Below are 15,958 nucleotides of genomic sequence, written 5' to 3' on the forward strand. Positions count from 1 at the left end.
GCGGGACGGTCCCGGGCCCCGAGACGGTCCTGGCCCGCGCCCGGCCGGCGGAACCGGACCCCACGACTCGACGACCCACGACTCATGCCTCACGACCTGAAGCCCGTCACCACCCGAAGCCCGTCACGCCCGAAGCCCATCACCACCCGAAGCCGTAGGACTCGGAGCCACACGACGCACAGCCCACGACTCGAAACCGCCAGGACGCGGAGCCCGGAAGGACTCGAAGCGGAAGGAGGTGCGGCGGGCGCGCTCGACGAAGCGCCGGCCGACACACCATGAGCGAATCGCACACCTATGAGAGCGCACAGCTCCACTGCCGGTCACTGCAGACCGCCCTCGACCGGCTGAGCCGCGAGGGCCTGGGGCAGCTCGCGCGGTGGGGCGACCGACTCGCCGAGGTGCTTCCCGCCGGTGGCCGGCTCCTGGCGGCGGGCAACGGCGGCAGCGCCGCCCAGGCCCAGCACCTCACGGCCGAGCTCGTCGGCCGGTACCAGCGCGAGCGGCCCCCCTACTCGGCGCTCTCCCTGCACGCGGAGACCTCCAGCCTCACCGCGATCGGCAACGACTACGGCTTCGAGCAGGTCTTCGCGCGCCAGGTCGCCGCGCACGGGCGCGCCGGTGACCTCCTCCTGCTCCTGTCGACCTCCGGCCGCAGCGCGAATCTGCTGTCGGCCGCGATGACGGCCCGCTCGGCCGGCCTCACGGTCTGGGCCATGACGGGGGCGGCCCCCAATCCGCTGGCCGAGGCGGCCGACGAGGCGCTGTGCGTCGACGGGGCGACGACGGCGACGGTCCAGGAGGCGCACCTGGTCGCCGTCCACCTGCTCTGCGAGTTCTTCGACGCCGCTGTGGCGGCCGCGCCGCGGGAGGTCACGATCGACGCGTCCGCCGCGGCCCCGCGCACCGGCGCCGTGAACGGCCGGCCCCACCCGTCGGCCCGCCCCGCCGTCGCCCCGCTGAGGAGGATGCCGTGAACGAAGACGGACCGCTGGTCGTCGTCGGCGACGTGCTGCTCGACCAGGACGTCGACGGCCGGGCCACCCGCCTGGCCCCCGACGCGCCCGTCCCCGTGGTCGACGTCCTGGAGGAGCGGGCCCGCCCCGGCGGGGCCGGGCTCGCCGCCGCACTCGCCGCCCGGCACCACGGTCCCGTCGTGCTGGTCACGGCGCTCGGCCGGGACGAGACCGGCGACATCGCCCGCCGCGCCCTCCGGGAACGCGTGGACCTGGTCGAGATCCCCTTGGAGGGCACGCTGCCGGTGAAGACGCGGATCCTGGCCGACGGCCGCCCCGTGGTCCGGGTCGACCGGGGCGGCGGGACGCCGGGACGGCCCGGGGCGCGGGCCCTCTCCGCACTCACCGAGGCGCGGGCGATCCTGGTCGCGGACTACGGGCGCGGAACGGCGGACGCCCTGCGCGCCGCGCTGACGGCGGCGGCACCCCGCGTGCCGCTGGTGTGGGATCCGCATCCCCGGGGCGGCCCTCCCGTGGCCGGGGCGCGGCTGGTGACCCCCAACGCCGCCGAGGCGAGCGCGCTCACCGACCTGACGGGGACCTCGCTCGGCGCGCACGCCGACCGCGGCCGGGAGCTGGCCGAGCGGTGGGCCGCCGGCTCGGTCGTCATCACGCTCGGTGCGCGGGGCGCGCTCCTCGTCCGGCCGGGCGCGGCGCCGGTGCTCGTCCCGGCTCCGTACCGCGCGGGGGGCGATCCGTGCGGGGCGGGCGACTGCTTCGCCGCCGTGGCGGCCGCCGCGCTCGCCGAGGGCGCCCTGCCGGAAGAGGCCGTCACGCGCGCGGTCGCCGAGGCGGCGGACTTCGTGGGGGCGGGCGGGGCGGGCAACCGCGGCCTGTGGGAGCCGCCGACCGCGCCCGCCGTGGAACGGCCGCTGCCCGGCGACGCCGTACGACTGGCCCGCGAGGTCCACGCGCGCGGCGGCACCGTGGTGGCCACGGGCGGCTGCTTCGACCTGCTCCACGCGGGACATGTGGGGCTGCTGGAGAACGCGGCGCGGATCGGGGACTGCCTGATCGTCTGCGTCAATTCGGACGCGTCGGTGACCCGGCTCAAGGGCCCGGGCCGGCCGCTGAACCCGCTGGCGGACCGCGTGCGCGTGCTGAGTGCCCTGGACAGCGTCGACGCGGTGATCGCCTTCGACGAGGAGACACCCGTACGGCTCCTGGAATCGCTGCGTCCCGATGTGTGGGTCAAGGGCGGGGACTACGCCGCCGAGGACCTTCCCGAGGCGGAGGTGCTGCGCACCTGGAACGGCCAGGCGGTCGTGCTGCCCTATCTCGACGGCCGCTCCACGACCTCCCTCGCCCACCGGGCGGCCCGCGCCGCGGCCACCCCGCCGCCGCCCGCCGCCCGATGACGGCCGGGGGCGCGAGGCCGACCTCCGGAGGGGGGAACGCAGCGGGAGCGGAGCCGTACGGGAGCGGAGGCGACCGGCCGACGGTGCTCGTGCTGCGCGCGCTCGGGCTGGGCGACGTGCTGACCGCCGTGCCCGCCCTCCGGGCGCTGCGCCGCGGGTTCCCCGGCCACGAGATCGTGCTGGCGGCGCCGGGGCCGCTGGAAGAGGTCGTACGGGCGACGGGCGCCGTGGACCGGCTGCTGCCGGCGAGCGCCCCGGGACGATCGGTCCCGGCCTCGCTGGCGTGGACCGGCCCGCCGCCCGCCCTGGCGGTCGACCTGCACGGCAACGGGCCGCTCAGTCACCGGCTCCTCGAACGGTTGCGGCCGGGCGCGCTCTGGGCGTTCCGCCATCCGGAGTTCCCCCGGCTCGACGGCCCGCCGTGGCGGCCGGACGAGCACGAGCGGGACCGCTGGTGCCGGCTGCTGCGCTGGTACGGGCTGGCGGCCGAGCCCGGGGAGACGCGCATCCCGGCGCCCTGCGGTCCGTCCCCCGTGCCGGGGGCCGTGGTGATCCATCCCGGCGCGGACTCCCCGGCCCGGCGCTGGCCGACGGAACGGTTCGCCGCCGTGGCGTGCGCCGTGCGGCGGGCGGGTCGTCCGGTCGTGGTGACGGCGGGGCCCGGCGAGGAGCCGCTCGCACGGGCGGTGGCCGCCCGCGCCGGCCTGCCCGCTTCGGCGGTCGTGGGCGGGGCCCGGGGTGTGCCGTTCGCCGTGCTGTGCGCGCTCCTCGCGGAAGCGCGCTGCCTGGTGGTCGGGGACACGGGCATCGCCCACCTCGCGACGGCGCTGGGCGCACCGTCCGTGGTGCTGTTCGGCCCGGTGGCACCGCGCCTGTGGGGGCCGCCGCCGGGCGGTCCGCACCGTGTCCTGTGGCATCCCTCCCCCGGGGCCGACCCCCTGCGGCCGGGAGACGCCCACGGCACCGAGCCGGACCCGCGTCTGCTGCGGGTCACGGTCGGCGAGGTGCTGACGGCGATGGAGAGCGTCGTCCGGAGCGTGGTCCGTCCCGGCGAGACGGGCCGGAACGGACCCGCGGGGTCAGACGGCGGTGCCGAGCCCGGTACGGGGAGAGGCGAGCTGGGCGGTCTTCGGCACCAGGGCTTCGGCGAGCGGGGCTTCGACGACGGTGGTGACCGCCGCCTTCACCGTACGGCGGCCCCGGGTGAGGAAGGCCGCGCCGACCGTGGAGGCGACCAGCAGGCCGCCCGCCACGAGCGCTCCGCGGACCCCGAGCACCTCCATGAGGAGGCCGAGGGTCGGGGGCGCGGCCAGGCCCCAGAGCGTGCGGATGCTGCTCCAGGCGCCCAGCACGCGGCCCCGCATATGGGCCGGCGGGTCGGTCTGCAGGACGGTGTTCTGGGCCGTGTCCGCGACGGATTCGGCGATCGCCATGGGCAGGACCAGCACGAGCAGGACGGCGACCGACGGCGAGAGGCCGGCGAGGACCTGGAGCAGCGCGCCGGCGAGCGTCAGCATGCCCACGAGGCGTACGCCGGGCCTCTGCAGGCGGGCTCCCAGCACCGCTCCGACGATTCCGCCGACGGCCAGGACGGTGGCCACGGTGCTGAACGTGCCGGCGTCGCCCGCGAGGGGTCCGGTGACCAGGACCACCAGGGTCAGCGAGTAGTTGCGGCCGAAGAGCGCGCTGATGCCGTTGAGGCCGGCGAGCGCGACGAGCCGGGGGCGGCGGGCGAAGAAGACGAGCCCCTCGCGTACACCGGTGTCGCGCGGCGCCTTGGCGCCCCGCCCCCTCGTGCCCTTCGGGCGCGCCCGGGGGACGGCTCGCTCCTGGCGTCGTACGGGCTTGAGGAAGGGGATCACGCAGGCCACGAAGAGGAACGAGAACCCGTTGGCGACGTAGGCCGCCGCCGTGCCCAGCACCGCGACGGTCACACCGGCGAGCGCGGCTCCGGCCAGCCGTCCGGCGCTGTGGGCGAGGGAGCCCACGCCGATGGCGGAGGGGACGTCCTCGGTGCGGACGAGGTCGTTGCCGAGCAGGGCGCAGGCGGGGCCGTCCACGGTCGCGATGAGACCGGTGAGCGCGGCCAGCACCATGAGCAGGGGCAGGTTCAGCTGGTCGAGCGCGACGAGGACGGCGGTGAGCACGGCGACGGCGCCGAGCAGGACCTGGCCGACCGCGGCCGTCAACTTCCTGGGCCAGCGGTCGACGACCGCGCCGCCCAGGGTTCCCAGGAGCAGGCCGGGCGCGGCCTGGACGGACATGGAGAGGCCGGTCGCGGCGGCGGAGCCGGTGATCTGGAGGACCAGCAGGTTCTGGACGGTGAGCTGCATCCAGGTGCCAGCGTTCGAGACGAAGTTGGCGACGGCCCACCAGCGCATGCTGCGCCCGCGCAACGAACGCCACGGCGAGCGGTCGCTCCGGGACGCCTCGGCACCGGGGACGCCCGTGGGGGCGACGGCCGGAGCGGCGGCGGGCGGAGTCTCGGCGAACGAGCTGTCGACGGCCGAGGGCGTGGTGGACGAGGGCGTGGTGGAGGAAGGCACAGGGATACCAGGGGGGTGCGCGGCGACGCGGACGGGGAGAGCGGCAGGGATCCGCCCCGTCCGCGGTGTGCCTGAGCGGCGTTCCGCGGGGACTCGGTGAGCGGCGGGAGGTCCCGGCGACCCATCGTGGCAGACGGCTCTCGAGAAGCGGTCGGACGATGCGGCGGCGCCGTGCGGGAGGGGGCCTCGGCGGCCCCAACTTCCGTACGGAGAAAGCTTTTCGGCGCTTCTGGTGGGCTTGCTCACACCCGGTCGCGGACCCCGCCCGCGACCCTTCGCGAGGTGAGGCGGGCCACACGCGGCCGCCGGCCCCGATTGGGCCCTGCGGCGTAATCCACCGCGCCCTCCACGGCACACCGTCCGCAGAGTGGGACGAGGACGACCACACCGGAGGAAGAACCGAATGAACAGCGGAGTACAGGTGGAACTGAGAGGCAAGCAGGCACTGGTCACGGGCGGCGCCCGGGGGCTCGGGGCCGCGATCGTGGGGCGGCTCGCGCGCGCCGGGGCGTCCGTGCTGGTGGCGGACGTACGCCAGGACCTCGCGAAGGAGCTGTGCGAGAGTCTGCTCGCCGAGGGGTGCCAGGCCCGCCCCCTCGTCCTGGACGTCCGGGATCCGGAAGCCGTGGCCGAGGTCTTCCGCGATCTCGAGACGAGCGGAGAGGCGGTCGACATCCTGGTCAACAACGCCGCCGTGGACGTGACGAAGTCGGTGGCCGAGCTGACCGCCGAGGAGATGACCCTGGTCGTCTCCACCAACCTGCTGGGCCCCATGTACCTGTGCCGCGAGGCCTACGGGCGGATGGTGGCGCGCGGCGGCGGCCACATCGTGAACATCCTCTCGACGGCGGCGATCCGCACATGGACGGAGGCGGGCCCCTACGCGGCGGGGAAGACCGGGCTGCGCACGTTCACCCACACCCTCTTCAAGGAGGCGCAGCGCGACTGCCCGGGCATCGGGGTCACCGGCGTCGTGGCCGGAGGGATGGAGACGGCCTTCATCATGGACCGCTTCCCGGACACGGACGTGTCGCTGCTGCAGAGCCCGGAGATCGTGGCGGACACCGTCATGTACGCGCTGTCCGTGCCGGCCGGCAGCGCGCTGGCCGAGGTGGTGGTCGTACCGCGCCGCGAGACGTCCTGGCCCTGAGCCCTGACCGTCCGCGATGCGCGTCGGCCGAAGACTCGGAGCCGGACGAGGCTCCGAGCCGGTCGAAGATCCGCATCGGTCGGAGATCCAGGTCGGTCGAAGATCCGCATCGGTCGGAGGAGACGGGGAAAACGACCGCCGGAAAGCAAGCGAGAGCCACCCGTCCGGACGGGCCCCTCCGATCCGGAATCGTCCTTCGAGGAGGAAGCACAGCCATGGCCGACACACTCGGGTTCACCCCCAGGACGGCGATCGTGACCGGCTCCGACTCCGGCATCGGCCGCGCCGTCGCGGTGCGGCTGGCCGAAGAGGGCATGGACGTCGGCATCACCTGGCACAAGGACGAGGAGGGCGCCTCCGCCACGGCCGAGGAGGTGCGCGCCCGGGGCCGGCGGGCCGCGGTCGCCCGGCTCGACCTGACGAGGCTGCCGGAGGCGGCGGACGTGATCGACCTCCTCGCCGAGGAGCTCGGCGGGGTCGACGTCCTCGTGAACAACGCGGGTGTCGGTACGGCCACTCCCTTTCTCGACCTCGACCTCGCGACGGTCCGGCAGGTGCTCGACGTGGATCTGGTCGGCCCCCTGCTCTGCTCCCAGCGCGCGGCCCGCCGCATGATCGGCCAGGGCACCGGGGGCCGCATCGTCAACGTGACCTCGGTCCACGAGCATCAACCCCGGGTGGGCGCGGGCCCGTACTGCGCGGCCAAGGGCGGTCTCGGACTGCTCACCCAGGTCATGGCGCTGGAGCTGGCGGAGCACGGGATCACGGTCAACGCGGTCGCCCCGGGTGAGATCGCCACGCCGATGACCGGTCAGGAGGACGCGAACGTGCGTGGCGCCTCCCGCCCGGGCATCCCGCTCGGCCGGCCCGGGGACGCCCGCGAGGTCGCGGCCGTGATCGCCCTGCTCGCGGGCCGGGACGCCTCGTACGTGACCGGGGCCTCGTGGGCGGTGGACGGCGGGATGCTGCGGATGGGGCCGATGGCCGGTTCCCACCTCGACAGCGACGACTGGCGCAGGCCGTAGGCGTCCCCTCGACCGGTCCCTCCGCTCGTGTGTCGGGCGGCGGGACCCGGGAAGCCGCTGTGCGTACGTGTACGGAGGAAGGAGCCGATCATGACCCAGAACGAGCCGGGCCAGGACGCGGGAGCCGCGGGAGCGGAGGGGAACGGGGGCCGTGGCGACGACGTCTACCAGCCGACGAACGCGGACGTGGACAACCGCCCCACCGACGACCTCGACCTGGAGAACGCCGTCGACGTCAACCAGCTCGACGACATGCGGACACCGGGCTACTCACCCCCCGACCGTCCCCGCGCCGTCACGCGGCACGGGACGACCAACCGTGAGCAGCGCGAGGGCGAGTCGCTCGACGAACGCCTCGCTCAGGAGGTTCCCGACGTCGTGCCGCCGGAGGGCGACGGCATCGGCGACCTCGTCGGCGGGCAGGGGGAGACCGTGGACCCGGAGGCGGGTGCCGCGCGGGCGGGCCGCCTCACCCCGGTGGACACGCCGTCACGCCAGCACACCGGCGCCGTGGCCCGCGACGTCGGAATCGACGACGGCGCGGCGTCGGCCGAGGAAGCGGCGATGCACGAGCTGACCGACATCGAAGGACCCGAGGAGAACGAGGAGAACGTCCGGACGGGCACGGACCGGGAGGACCGGTGAAACGCCGGGGCCGGCGGTCCGCCCCGGGAAGGGCGCCGCACGTCCCGCCGCCGTCGCATCCGTGTCGATCGTGCCGAACGGAGCCGCAACCACCATGAACGGCACCTCCTCGAAGGCCCCCCTGTCGACGCGGGACTCCGGTCCCGCGCTGCTGGGCATCTATCTCAACGACCATCTGACCGGGGCGGGCGCCGGCGTCGACGTCATGCGCCGCATCTGCCGCGCGCACCGGGGCCAGGACTTCGCCCCCCAACTAGCCGAACTGGCCCAGGAGGTGAGCGAGGACCGCCGGACCCTGCGCGCGATCATGCAGTCGCTCGGCGTCCGTCCACTGCGCGGCAGGACCGCCCTGGGCCGGATCGCGGAGAGGATCGGCCGGATGAAGCTCAACGGCCACCTCTTCTCCCGTTCCCCGCTGAGCGACCTCCTCGAACTGGAAGCCATGCGCGTGGGTGTGGAGGCCAAAGCGGCCGGATGGCGCACCCTCCACGCGCTCGCCCGCACCGACTCCCGCCTCGACCCGGACCAGCTGGACGGGCTCGTCCAGCGGGCGCGGCGCCAGTCGCAGACGCTGGAGGCCCTGAGGCTCCGGGTGGCGGCTCACGTCCTCACGACGGGCGAGCGACTGCCCCCGGGCCACGCCTGACGAGCGCCGGGCCACCGGTGACGGGCGGCCCGGCCCGTACGTGACGGCCGGCCTCCGCCGATACGACGGAGGCCGGCCGCGGTCGGACGCCACCTTCACCCGGTGCGCGTCACCCGGTGCTCGCACCCTGTGCACGTCACCCGGTGCTCGTCACCTCTTGCCGACGTGCCGGTTGTGCCGCGTACGCCCCGTGCCGCCCGTGCCGGCCGTGTGTTCTGTCCGGCCGGCCCGCCCCGCACGTCCGGTGTGCCGCGTATGGCCCGTCAGCACCTCCTGGACCTTCGCCCTGAAGCCCTGCCGGAGTACGGCCGCGCGGTCGCTGTCGCCCTTCAGAACGGCCGTGGCCGCCGCCTCGATCTGGTCCAGTGAGGCATGGGGCGGGATCGGAGGCACCGCCGGGTCCGTGACGAAGTCGAGGACGCACGGCCGGTCCGCGCCGAGGGCCCACTCCCAGGCGCCGGTCACGTCACCGGGCTTCTCCACGCGCACGCCCTCCAGACCGACGGAGCGGGCGAAATCCGCGTACGGCACGTCGGGAAGGGCCTGGGAGGGCAGGAACTGCGGGGCCCCGGTCATGGCGCGCATCTCCCAGGTCACCTGGTTGAGGTCCTGGTTGTTGAGCACGGCGACGATCAGCCGCGGGTCCTCCCAGTCCTGCCAGTACTTGGCCGCCGTGACCAGCTCGGCCATGCCGTTCATCTGCATGGCGCCGTCGCCGACGAGCGCCACCACCGGCCTGTCCGGGTGCGCGAACTTCGCCCCGATGGCGTACGGCACGCCGCACCCCATCGTCGCGAGGGTCCCGGAGACCGATCCCCGCATCCGGCCGCGCATGCGCACATGACGGGCGTACCAGTTCGTCGCCGAGCCGGAGTCGGCCGCCAGGACGGTGTCCTCGGGGAGGAGGGCGTCGAGGGCGTGCACGACGTGCTCGGGGTTGACCGGGTCGGCCTCGACCGCGGCCCGGCGCTCCATGACCTCCCACCACCGGGCGTTGTTCTTCTCCACCGTCTGGCGCCAGCGCCGGTTCTTCTTCCGTTCCAGCAGGGGCAGGAGCCGCCCCAGGGTCGTCTTCGCGTCCCCGACGAGGTTGACCTCGAAGGGATAGCGCAGGCCGACCATGAAGGGGTCGATGTCGATCTGCACCGCGCGCGCCTGGTCGAACTCCGGCAGGAACTGCGTGTACGGGAAGCTGGAGCCGACCACCAGAAGCGTGTCGCAGTCCCGCATCAGCTCGTAGCTCGGGCGCGTCCCGAGGAGGCCGATGGCGCCGGTCACGTACGGCAGGTCGTCGGGCAGCACGTCCTTGCCGAGGAGCGCCTTGGCCACCCCGGCCCCCAGTACGTCCGCCAGCCGGCCGATCTCGGCCTCGGCGCCCCGCGCCCCCTGCCCGATCAGGACGGCGGGCTTCTTGCCCGCGTTGAGCACCTCGGCCGCCCGCGCCAGGTCGTCGTCGCCGGGGACGGGCAGGGAGGAGGCGACGCCGAGGCTGGAGGGGACCATCTTGAAGGCGTGCTCGGGCGGGGTGTACTCCAGCTCCTGGACGTCGGCGGGAATGATGACGGCGGTGACGGTCCGCCGGGCGGCGGCCGTGCGCATCGCCCGGTCGATGACGTTGGGCAGCTGCTGCGGGACGGTGACCATCTCGCAGTACTCGGCGACGTCCTTGAACAGGCTCAGCAGGTCGACCTCCTGCTGGTAGGACCCGCCCATCGCGCTGCGGTTGGTCTGCCCGACGATCGCCACCACCGGTACGTGGTCGAGTTTGGCGTCGTAGAGCCCGTTGAGCAGGTGGATGGCGCCGGGCCCGGAGGTGGCGGCGCAGACGCCCGTCCTTCCGGAGAACTTGGCATAGCCCACCGCCTGGAGCGCGGCCGTCTCCTCGTGCCTCGCCTGGACGAACACCGGCTTGTTGTCGGCCCGGCCCCAGGCGGCGAGCAGGCCGTTGATGCCGTCGCCGCCATAGGCGAAGACGTGCTCCACGCCCCACTCGCGCAGCCGCTGCAGAACGTGGTCGGACACCTTGATCGACACGGGATCCCTCTCCTCTCGGCGAAGACTGCGCCGACGGCGGGCGCCGGCGCTCCCCCGACGCAGGGCGGCTTCCCCGGAGAGCCGGGTGTGAACGTCGGGACGCGGCCGGGGACGTGCGTCGTCCGAGGAACGGAGGCCCGGTCGACAAAGAACGTGATGAGGACACACTCCACGTGATGCCCCGCTCCGAGGGTCACCGTGCGTCACCACCCTCACGCCCGGGCATGACCGGGCATGATCGGCGGCACCGGGGGCAGCAGCACGACGTCAACACCGGGGCGGAAGCGGGGCGCGGACCGGTCCTCGGGCCGGCCGCACGCCCTCGCCGTGGCGGCGGACGTCAGGAACGCCCGCGCACGCCACGGCGGCCGCCGAACGAAGGGACTGCCGGTCATGAGCACGGTGGTGAGGACACGTGAGCCGGGGCCGGACACGGTGCCGGGCGTGCGAGCGCACCCACCCGAACTACCCGAGCCGCGCGGCGAGCTGTCGGACTCCGTACGCGCCTACCTGCTGGGGCGCCCGACACCCCGGCTCGCCGACCGATCGCAGGTGCGGCGAGCGGACCCGTACGGCGAGGATCTGCAACTCGCCCTCCACCTCTGCTACGAGCTGCACTACCGGGGCTTCGCCCAGGTGCCCGACGACAAGGAGTGGGACCCCGATCTGCTGCGGCTGCGGGCCCTCATGGAGGAGCGGTTCGAGGACGCCCTGCGGAGCCGCTGCGGTCGCTTCGCGTCCTTGGACGAGGCGTTCGACGCGATCCTGACGGAGCCCGCCGAGGGCGACGGCGCCTCCCACTTCCTGCTGCGGCGTGGAGAGCGGTGGCACCTGAGGGAGTACGCGGCACTGCGGTCGGTCTACCAGCTGAGGGAGGCCGATCCCCATCTGTGGGTCATCCCCCGCCTGCGGGGCCGCGCCAAGGCGGCGATGGTGACCGTGGAGTACGACGAGTACGGCTGCGGCCGCCCGGAGCGCATGCACGCGCGGCTCTTCGCGGACCTCATGGAGGACCTGGACCTGGACCCCGGCTACGGCCGGTATCTGGAGTCGGCCGGGGCGCAGACGCTGGCGACGGTGAACCTCATGTCGCTCCTGGGGCTCCACCGCGCCCGCCGGGGCGCTCTCGTCGGCCATTTCGCCGCCGTCGAGATCAGCTCCTCCCCCGCCGCGTCCCGGATCGCGGCCGCCATGCGCCGGCTCGAGGCGGGCGACGCGGCGGTGCTGTTCTACGACGAGCACGTCGAGGCCGACGCCGTGCACGAGCAGCTCGTACGGCGTGAGGTCGTGGGCGGCCTGCTGGAGGACGAGCCCGGCCTCGCCGGCGACGTGGCGTTCGGCATCGAGGCGACGGCGCTGCTGGAGGACGACCTCTCGGCGCACGTGACCGGTGCCTGGAGGGAGGAACAGTCGGCGCTGCGGGTTCCGCTCGGCGAGGGCCGGGACGGGGATGCATCCCGCTCCAGTGGGTAGAGGCAGGTCTCCCGCCGCTCGAACGGCGTGCGGTCGACCCTCCGGGAGGAGGCACTGATGAACCTTATGGCAGGACGCCGGGAACGGTCCCTCGCGGCCACCCGCCTCGCACAGGACGCGGTACCGCAGGACGGCGCACCGGAGCCGGGTGCGGCACAGGACGCCCCGGCACAGGCCGGTGCGCCACAGCAGGACGCCGGGGCGCGGGGCGGCACCCGGCAGGCTGGTGCACCGCAGACCGGTGCGCCCCACGACGCCCGTGACGACGCCCACGCGCCGGCGCTGCCCCCGGACCACACCCAGGCGATCCTGGAGGCGACCAAGCACGTCGCCGCGGTCCTCAAGACCTCGGGGTGTCCGTTCGCCCTGGTCGGAAGTGTCGCCGCGTACGCGCACGGCATCCCTGTCCGACTGCAGCACGACACCGACTTCGCCGTGCGGCGCGAGGACGCGGAGACGATCACGCGTCTGCTCGCGGAACACGGCGTGCGGATCGTCGATCCCCCGGAGGACTGGCTGATCAAGGCCCGTTCCCACGGCGAGCAGATCGACCTCATCTTCGCCCTCGCCGGGCGTCCGGTCACCACGGAACTGCTCGACCGGGCCCCGACGCTCCCCGTGGACTCGGTGCACATGCCGGTCCTCGACCCGACCGACCTCCTGAGCAGCCGGCTCGCGGCGCTGTCCGAGCACCACTGCGACTTCGGCGCCCTCCTTCCGCTCGCGCGCGGTCTGCGCGAACGGATCGACTGGGACCGGCTGCGCAGGGAGAACGAGGAGGCGCCCATGGCCGCGGCCTTCCTCTACCTGCTCGAACTGCTCGATGTGATCGACGGGGCCGAGGCCCCCGATCGCGAGGAGGACGATGGCCCATGAAGGCAGTCACCTGGCAGGGCAGGCGCAAGGTCTCCGTGGAGACGGTGCCCGATCCCGTCATCCAGGACCCCACCGACGTCATCGTGAGGATCACCACGACCGGTCTGTGCGGCTCCGATCTGCATCTGTACGAGGTGCTCGGCCCCTTCCTCGACGCCGGCGACGTCCTCGGTCACGAGCCCATGGGCGTGGTCGAGGAGACCGGTCCCGAGGTGCGGGGGCTGCGGCCCGGACAGCGCGTCGTCATCCCGTTCAACGTCTCGTGCAACCGGTGCGCGATGTGCGACCAGGGGCTGCACTCCCAGTGCGAGACGACACAGGTACGGGAGTACGGCACGGGAGCGGCGCTGTTCGGGTACACCAAGCTGTACGGCCACGTGCCGGGCGGGCAGGCCGAGTTCCTGCAGGTGCCCTTCGGCGACACCCTGCCGATCCCCGTGCCCGAGGGGCCGCCCGACGACCGGTTCGTGTACCTCTCGGACGTTCTTCCGACCGCGTGGCAGGCGGTCGAGTACGCCGCCGTGCCCCCGGGTGGCTCGGTCGCGATCCTCGGGCTCGGCCCGATCGGCGACATGGCCGCCCGTATCGCGGCGTTCCGGGGTGCCGGGCAGGTCATCGGCATCGATCTCGTCCCCGAGCGGCTCGCCCGCGCGGCGGCACGGGGCGTCCGCACCCTCGACCTCGTCGAGCAGGGCGAGGATCTGGTGGACACGGTGCGGGACCTCACCGGCGGCCGCGGTCCCGACGCGGTCATCGACGCGGTGGGCATGGAGGCCCACGGAGCGCCGCTCGCGCGGGGCCTGCACACGATGGTGTCCCTGGTGCCCGCGCCCCTCGCCCGCCGCCTGATGCGGCGGTACGGCGTCGACCGGCTCTCCGCGCTGCATCTGGCCGTCGAGCTGGTCCGGCGGGGCGGCACCGTCTCGCTCAGCGGGGTCTACGGGGGCGCGGCCGATCCGATGCCGCTGCTGGTCATGTTCGACAAGCAGATCCAGTTGCGGATGGGCCAGGCGAACGTGCACCGGTGGGTGGACGACCTGTTGCCGCTGCTGACGGACTCCGACCCGCTCGGTGTGGAGGACTTCGCCACGCACCGCCTCCCCCTGAAGGAGGCGCCCGAGGCGTACGAGATGTTCCAGGAGAAGCGGGACGGGGCGGTGAAGGTCCTGTTCACGCCCTGAGCGTGGGCCGACCCGTACGGAACGGAGAACCCTCCACACGGGATGTGTGGAGGGTTCTCCGGCGTCGGCGTCGGCGTCAGCCCTTGCCGAAGATGGCCTTCTGCACGTCGTCGGGGCCGCCGTACTCCTTGCCGCCGGACGCGCTCTCGAGCTTCTCGGCGACGCGGTCGTCGGCTCCGTTGTCGCGGGCGAGGCCGGCCAGATCCTTCGCGGAAGCGGGGTAGTGCGCGCCCTTGAGCGCCTTCTGCACATCGATGGGGCTGATGTCCGCCATGACGTCCTCCGTCCTGTCGGGTCGTGTTCTTCCTCTCCCGCCCCTCACCCTCAGGGCGTGGCCCCAAACGTCGTGGATCACGACATCGGGCCGTGGATCGAGTCCGCGGACGGTGTTGGGTGCCGGGTCGCCGATCCGTCGCGGAGCATGAAGAAGGCCGGGCTCGCCGGCCCGGCCTCCTTCCTTCTGTGCGCACCGTCACCCGGTCGCCGGCGGCTCCCACTTGCCGCTCGGCATGGTGCCCGTCCCGGTGCCGGACTCCCCGGGCTTGATGCGGCCGCGCCACCCACCGGTCTCCTGCGCGCGGTCCTCGATGTAGCCCTTGAACCTCCTCAGGTCCCCCCGGATCCGCAGATCGAGGAGCCCCGTCTTGTCCCCGGCCTGCTCGACCATGCCCTCCGGCTCGAAGTCCATGGCCAGGCTCACGCGCGTGTGCGCCTCGTCGAGCGGCTGGAACGTGACGACACCCTTCTGCCGGGTGTCGCCGCCGACCGTGCGCCAGGAGATCCGTTCGTCGGGGAGCTGGTCGACGATCTCGGTGTCGAACTCACGCCGGACTCCGGAGACCTTCGTCTTCCAGTGACAGTGCTGGTCGTCCAGCTGACGGACCTCCTCCACGCCCTCCATGAACGTGGGGAACTCCTCGAACTGCGTCCACTGGTTGTACGCACGGCTCACCGGCACGTCGACGTCGATGGATTCCTTCACCATACTCACGGAAATTCCTCCTCACTCGGTCAAGCCGGACGAACCGGCCTGTCACTCGCGTGCCCGACGCTCGTGACTTCATTCCTCACGGGCCTCATGGGCCACTGTCACGGCAGCGGCACTCCGCCGGTGGCGTTGAGGATCTCGCCCGTGATGTAACTGGCCTGGGCGGACGCCAGGAAGACATAGGCGGGCGCCATCTCGGCCGGTTGTGCCGGCCGCCCGAGAGGCGACTGCTTCCCGAACTCGGCGGTGTCGGGCATCGTCGCCGGGATGAGAGGCGTCCAGACGGGCCCCGGCGCCACCGCGTTGACCCGGATGCCGTCGGACGCCACCATCTGCGCAAGTCCCTGGGTGAACGTGACGATCGCGCTCTTGGTCATCGCGTAGTCCAGCAGCGGCGGACTGGGCTTGTACGCCTGGACGGAGGTGGAGTTGATGACGCTGCCGCCCCGCGGCATGTGCGGCAGCGCGGCCTTGGTCAGCCAGAACATCCCGTACAGGTTGGTGCGCAGCACGCGGTCGAACTGCTCGGTGCTGATGGCTTGGATGCCGTCGGGCTGGGCCATCTGGTAGGCCGCGTTGTTGATGAGGACGTCGATGCGCCCGAAGTCGGCCACCGTGCGTGCCACCAGCTCCGTGCAGCGGTCCTCCTCGCGGATGTCGCAGGCGACGGCGACGGCCTTGCGCCCCGCGGCCTCCACGAGCCGGGCGGTCTCGTCGGCGTCGTCCTGTTCCTCGGGGAGGTACGTGAAGACGATGTCGGCGCCCTCGCGCGCGCAGGCGAGCGCGACCGCCCTGCCGATGCCGGAGTCGCCTCCCGTCAGCAGGACCGTGCGGTCGTGCAGCAGCGCGTGCCCGTGGTAGCTCTCCTCGCCGTGGTCGGGCGGGGGATCCATGGGGCCCGTCCAGCCGGGGTGCTCCTGTTCCTGGTCGGGGAAGTCGGGGCGCGGCCGGCCGGCCGCCGGGTCCGGCTCAGGGGTGGGCCGCTCGTCGGGGGTGGGGTGCGGGGTCACGCCGTTCCTC

Annotated in this window: 14 protein-coding genes and 1 pseudogene; 10 read left to right on the forward strand and 5 right to left on the reverse strand. The window is 73.6% G+C overall.

Annotated elements, in window-relative coordinates:
- Positions 1 to 278: 278 nt before the first annotated feature.
- The 3 genes and pseudogenes from ACZ4VW_RS10755 to ACZ4VW_RS10765 form a co-directional block, all read left to right on the forward strand.
- A complete protein-coding gene (locus ACZ4VW_RS10755; protein ID WP_467960697.1) occupies positions 279 to 977 on the forward strand; it encodes a D-sedoheptulose-7-phosphate isomerase in 699 nt (232 codons plus the stop codon).
- Complete coding sequence (gene rfaE2, locus ACZ4VW_RS10760; protein WP_467960699.1) at positions 974 to 2,374, forward strand: D-glycero-beta-D-manno-heptose 1-phosphate adenylyltransferase; 1,401 nt, start codon at positions 974 to 976, stop codon at positions 2,372 to 2,374. The genes ACZ4VW_RS10755 and rfaE2 overlap by 4 nt, the downstream gene beginning before the upstream one ends.
- Positions 2,371 to 3,198 (forward strand): annotated as a pseudogene (locus ACZ4VW_RS10765) (glycosyltransferase family 9 protein); the annotation flags it as partial. The gene rfaE2 and the pseudogene ACZ4VW_RS10765, both read left to right, overlap by 4 nt.
- Before the next feature lie 255 nt (positions 3,199 to 3,453).
- Here ACZ4VW_RS10765 and ACZ4VW_RS10770 read toward each other — a convergent pair.
- Positions 3,454 to 4,755, reverse strand: coding sequence for an MFS transporter (locus ACZ4VW_RS10770; RefSeq protein WP_467960826.1), 1,302 nt, complete (start codon positions 4,753 to 4,755; stop codon positions 3,454 to 3,456).
- 568 nt (positions 4,756 to 5,323) lie between these two features.
- Between ACZ4VW_RS10770 and ACZ4VW_RS10775 the strand changes: the two genes are divergently transcribed.
- The 4 genes from ACZ4VW_RS10775 to ACZ4VW_RS10790 all read left to right on the forward strand — a co-directional run bounded on the left by ACZ4VW_RS10775 (position 5,324) and on the right by ACZ4VW_RS10790 (position 8,386).
- The gene (locus ACZ4VW_RS10775; RefSeq protein WP_467960701.1) at positions 5,324 to 6,070 is read left to right on the forward strand and encodes an SDR family oxidoreductase; all 747 of its coding nucleotides are present in this window, start codon (positions 5,324 to 5,326) and stop codon (positions 6,068 to 6,070) included.
- Between the two features lie 215 nt (positions 6,071 to 6,285).
- Complete coding sequence (locus ACZ4VW_RS10780; RefSeq protein ID WP_467960703.1) at positions 6,286 to 7,095, forward strand: SDR family oxidoreductase; 810 nt, start codon at positions 6,286 to 6,288, stop codon at positions 7,093 to 7,095.
- 90 nt (positions 7,096 to 7,185) lie between these two features.
- The gene (locus ACZ4VW_RS10785; RefSeq protein ID WP_467960705.1) at positions 7,186 to 7,740 is read left to right on the forward strand and encodes a DUF5709 domain-containing protein; all 555 of its coding nucleotides are present in this window, start codon (positions 7,186 to 7,188) and stop codon (positions 7,738 to 7,740) included.
- Positions 7,741 to 7,834: 94 nt separating this feature from the next.
- Positions 7,835 to 8,386: a hypothetical protein gene (locus ACZ4VW_RS10790; RefSeq protein WP_467960707.1), complete on the forward strand. Its 552-nt coding sequence runs from the start codon at positions 7,835 to 7,837 to the stop codon at positions 8,384 to 8,386.
- 150 nt (positions 8,387 to 8,536) lie between these two features.
- Here the strand turns inward: ACZ4VW_RS10790 and ACZ4VW_RS10795 are convergent, their stop codons facing one another.
- Positions 8,537 to 10,420, reverse strand: a complete 1,884-nt coding sequence (locus ACZ4VW_RS10795; protein ID WP_467960709.1) for a thiamine pyrophosphate-requiring protein — start codon at positions 10,418 to 10,420, stop codon at positions 8,537 to 8,539.
- A gap of 444 nt (positions 10,421 to 10,864) precedes the next feature.
- On the opposite strand from ACZ4VW_RS10795, the gene ACZ4VW_RS10800 reads away from it, so the two are divergent.
- The 3 genes from ACZ4VW_RS10800 to ACZ4VW_RS10810 are packed head-to-tail and all read left to right on the forward strand — an operon-like array spanning position 10,865 to position 13,950.
- Positions 10,865 to 11,893: an iron-containing redox enzyme family protein gene (locus ACZ4VW_RS10800; protein ID WP_467960711.1), complete on the forward strand. Its 1,029-nt coding sequence runs from the start codon at positions 10,865 to 10,867 to the stop codon at positions 11,891 to 11,893.
- Between the two features lie 57 nt (positions 11,894 to 11,950).
- Positions 11,951 to 12,769: a nucleotidyltransferase family protein gene (locus ACZ4VW_RS10805; protein WP_467960713.1), complete on the forward strand. Its 819-nt coding sequence runs from the start codon at positions 11,951 to 11,953 to the stop codon at positions 12,767 to 12,769.
- Positions 12,766 to 13,950 (forward strand): alcohol dehydrogenase catalytic domain-containing protein, encoded by a 1,185-nt coding sequence (locus ACZ4VW_RS10810; protein ID WP_467960715.1) that lies wholly within the window; start codon positions 12,766 to 12,768, stop codon positions 13,948 to 13,950. Before ACZ4VW_RS10805 ends, ACZ4VW_RS10810 begins: the two co-directional genes overlap by 4 nt.
- Before the next feature lie 76 nt (positions 13,951 to 14,026).
- On the opposite strand, the gene ACZ4VW_RS10815 is transcribed toward ACZ4VW_RS10810, so the two are convergent.
- The 3 genes from ACZ4VW_RS10815 to ACZ4VW_RS10825 all read right to left on the reverse strand — a co-directional run bounded on the left by ACZ4VW_RS10815 (position 14,027) and on the right by ACZ4VW_RS10825 (position 15,948).
- A complete protein-coding gene (locus tag ACZ4VW_RS10815; protein ID WP_467960717.1) occupies positions 14,027 to 14,224 on the reverse strand; it encodes a DUF2795 domain-containing protein in 198 nt (65 codons plus the stop codon).
- 198 nt (positions 14,225 to 14,422) lie between these two features.
- Positions 14,423 to 14,941 (reverse strand): SRPBCC family protein, encoded by a 519-nt coding sequence (locus ACZ4VW_RS10820; protein WP_467960719.1) that lies wholly within the window; start codon positions 14,939 to 14,941, stop codon positions 14,423 to 14,425.
- A gap of 98 nt (positions 14,942 to 15,039) precedes the next feature.
- Positions 15,040 to 15,948 (reverse strand): SDR family oxidoreductase, encoded by a 909-nt coding sequence (locus ACZ4VW_RS10825; protein WP_467960721.1) that lies wholly within the window; start codon positions 15,946 to 15,948, stop codon positions 15,040 to 15,042.
- Positions 15,949 to 15,958: the final 10 nt, after the last annotated feature.

It is taken from the genome of Streptomyces sp. NPDC029139 (assembly GCF_055564335.1).

What these genes read in the sequence shown, in the direction of transcription:
- ACZ4VW_RS10785 (WP_467960705.1), top strand. Translation starts at nt 7,186, where the DNA reads ATGACCCAGAACGAGCCGGGCCAGGACGCGGGAGCCGCGGGAGCGGAG.
- ACZ4VW_RS10780 (WP_467960703.1), top strand. Translation starts at nt 6,286, where the DNA reads ATGGCCGACACACTCGGGTTCACCCCCAGGACGGCGATCGTGACCGGC.
- ACZ4VW_RS10775 (WP_467960701.1), top strand. Translation starts at nt 5,324, where the DNA reads ATGAACAGCGGAGTACAGGTGGAACTGAGAGGCAAGCAGGCACTGGTC.
- ACZ4VW_RS10790 (WP_467960707.1), top strand. Translation starts at nt 7,835, where the DNA reads ATGAACGGCACCTCCTCGAAGGCCCCCCTGTCGACGCGGGACTCCGGT.
- ACZ4VW_RS10770 (WP_467960826.1), bottom strand. Translation starts at nt 4,755, where the DNA reads ATGCGCTGGTGGGCCGTCGCCAACTTCGTCTCGAACGCTGGCACCTGG.
- ACZ4VW_RS10815 (WP_467960717.1), bottom strand. Translation starts at nt 14,224, where the DNA reads ATGGCGGACATCAGCCCCATCGATGTGCAGAAGGCGCTCAAGGGCGCG.
- ACZ4VW_RS10805 (WP_467960713.1), top strand. Translation starts at nt 11,951, where the DNA reads ATGAACCTTATGGCAGGACGCCGGGAACGGTCCCTCGCGGCCACCCGC.
- ACZ4VW_RS10755 (WP_467960697.1), top strand. Translation starts at nt 279, where the DNA reads ATGAGCGAATCGCACACCTATGAGAGCGCACAGCTCCACTGCCGGTCA.
- ACZ4VW_RS10810 (WP_467960715.1), top strand. Translation starts at nt 12,766, where the DNA reads ATGAAGGCAGTCACCTGGCAGGGCAGGCGCAAGGTCTCCGTGGAGACG.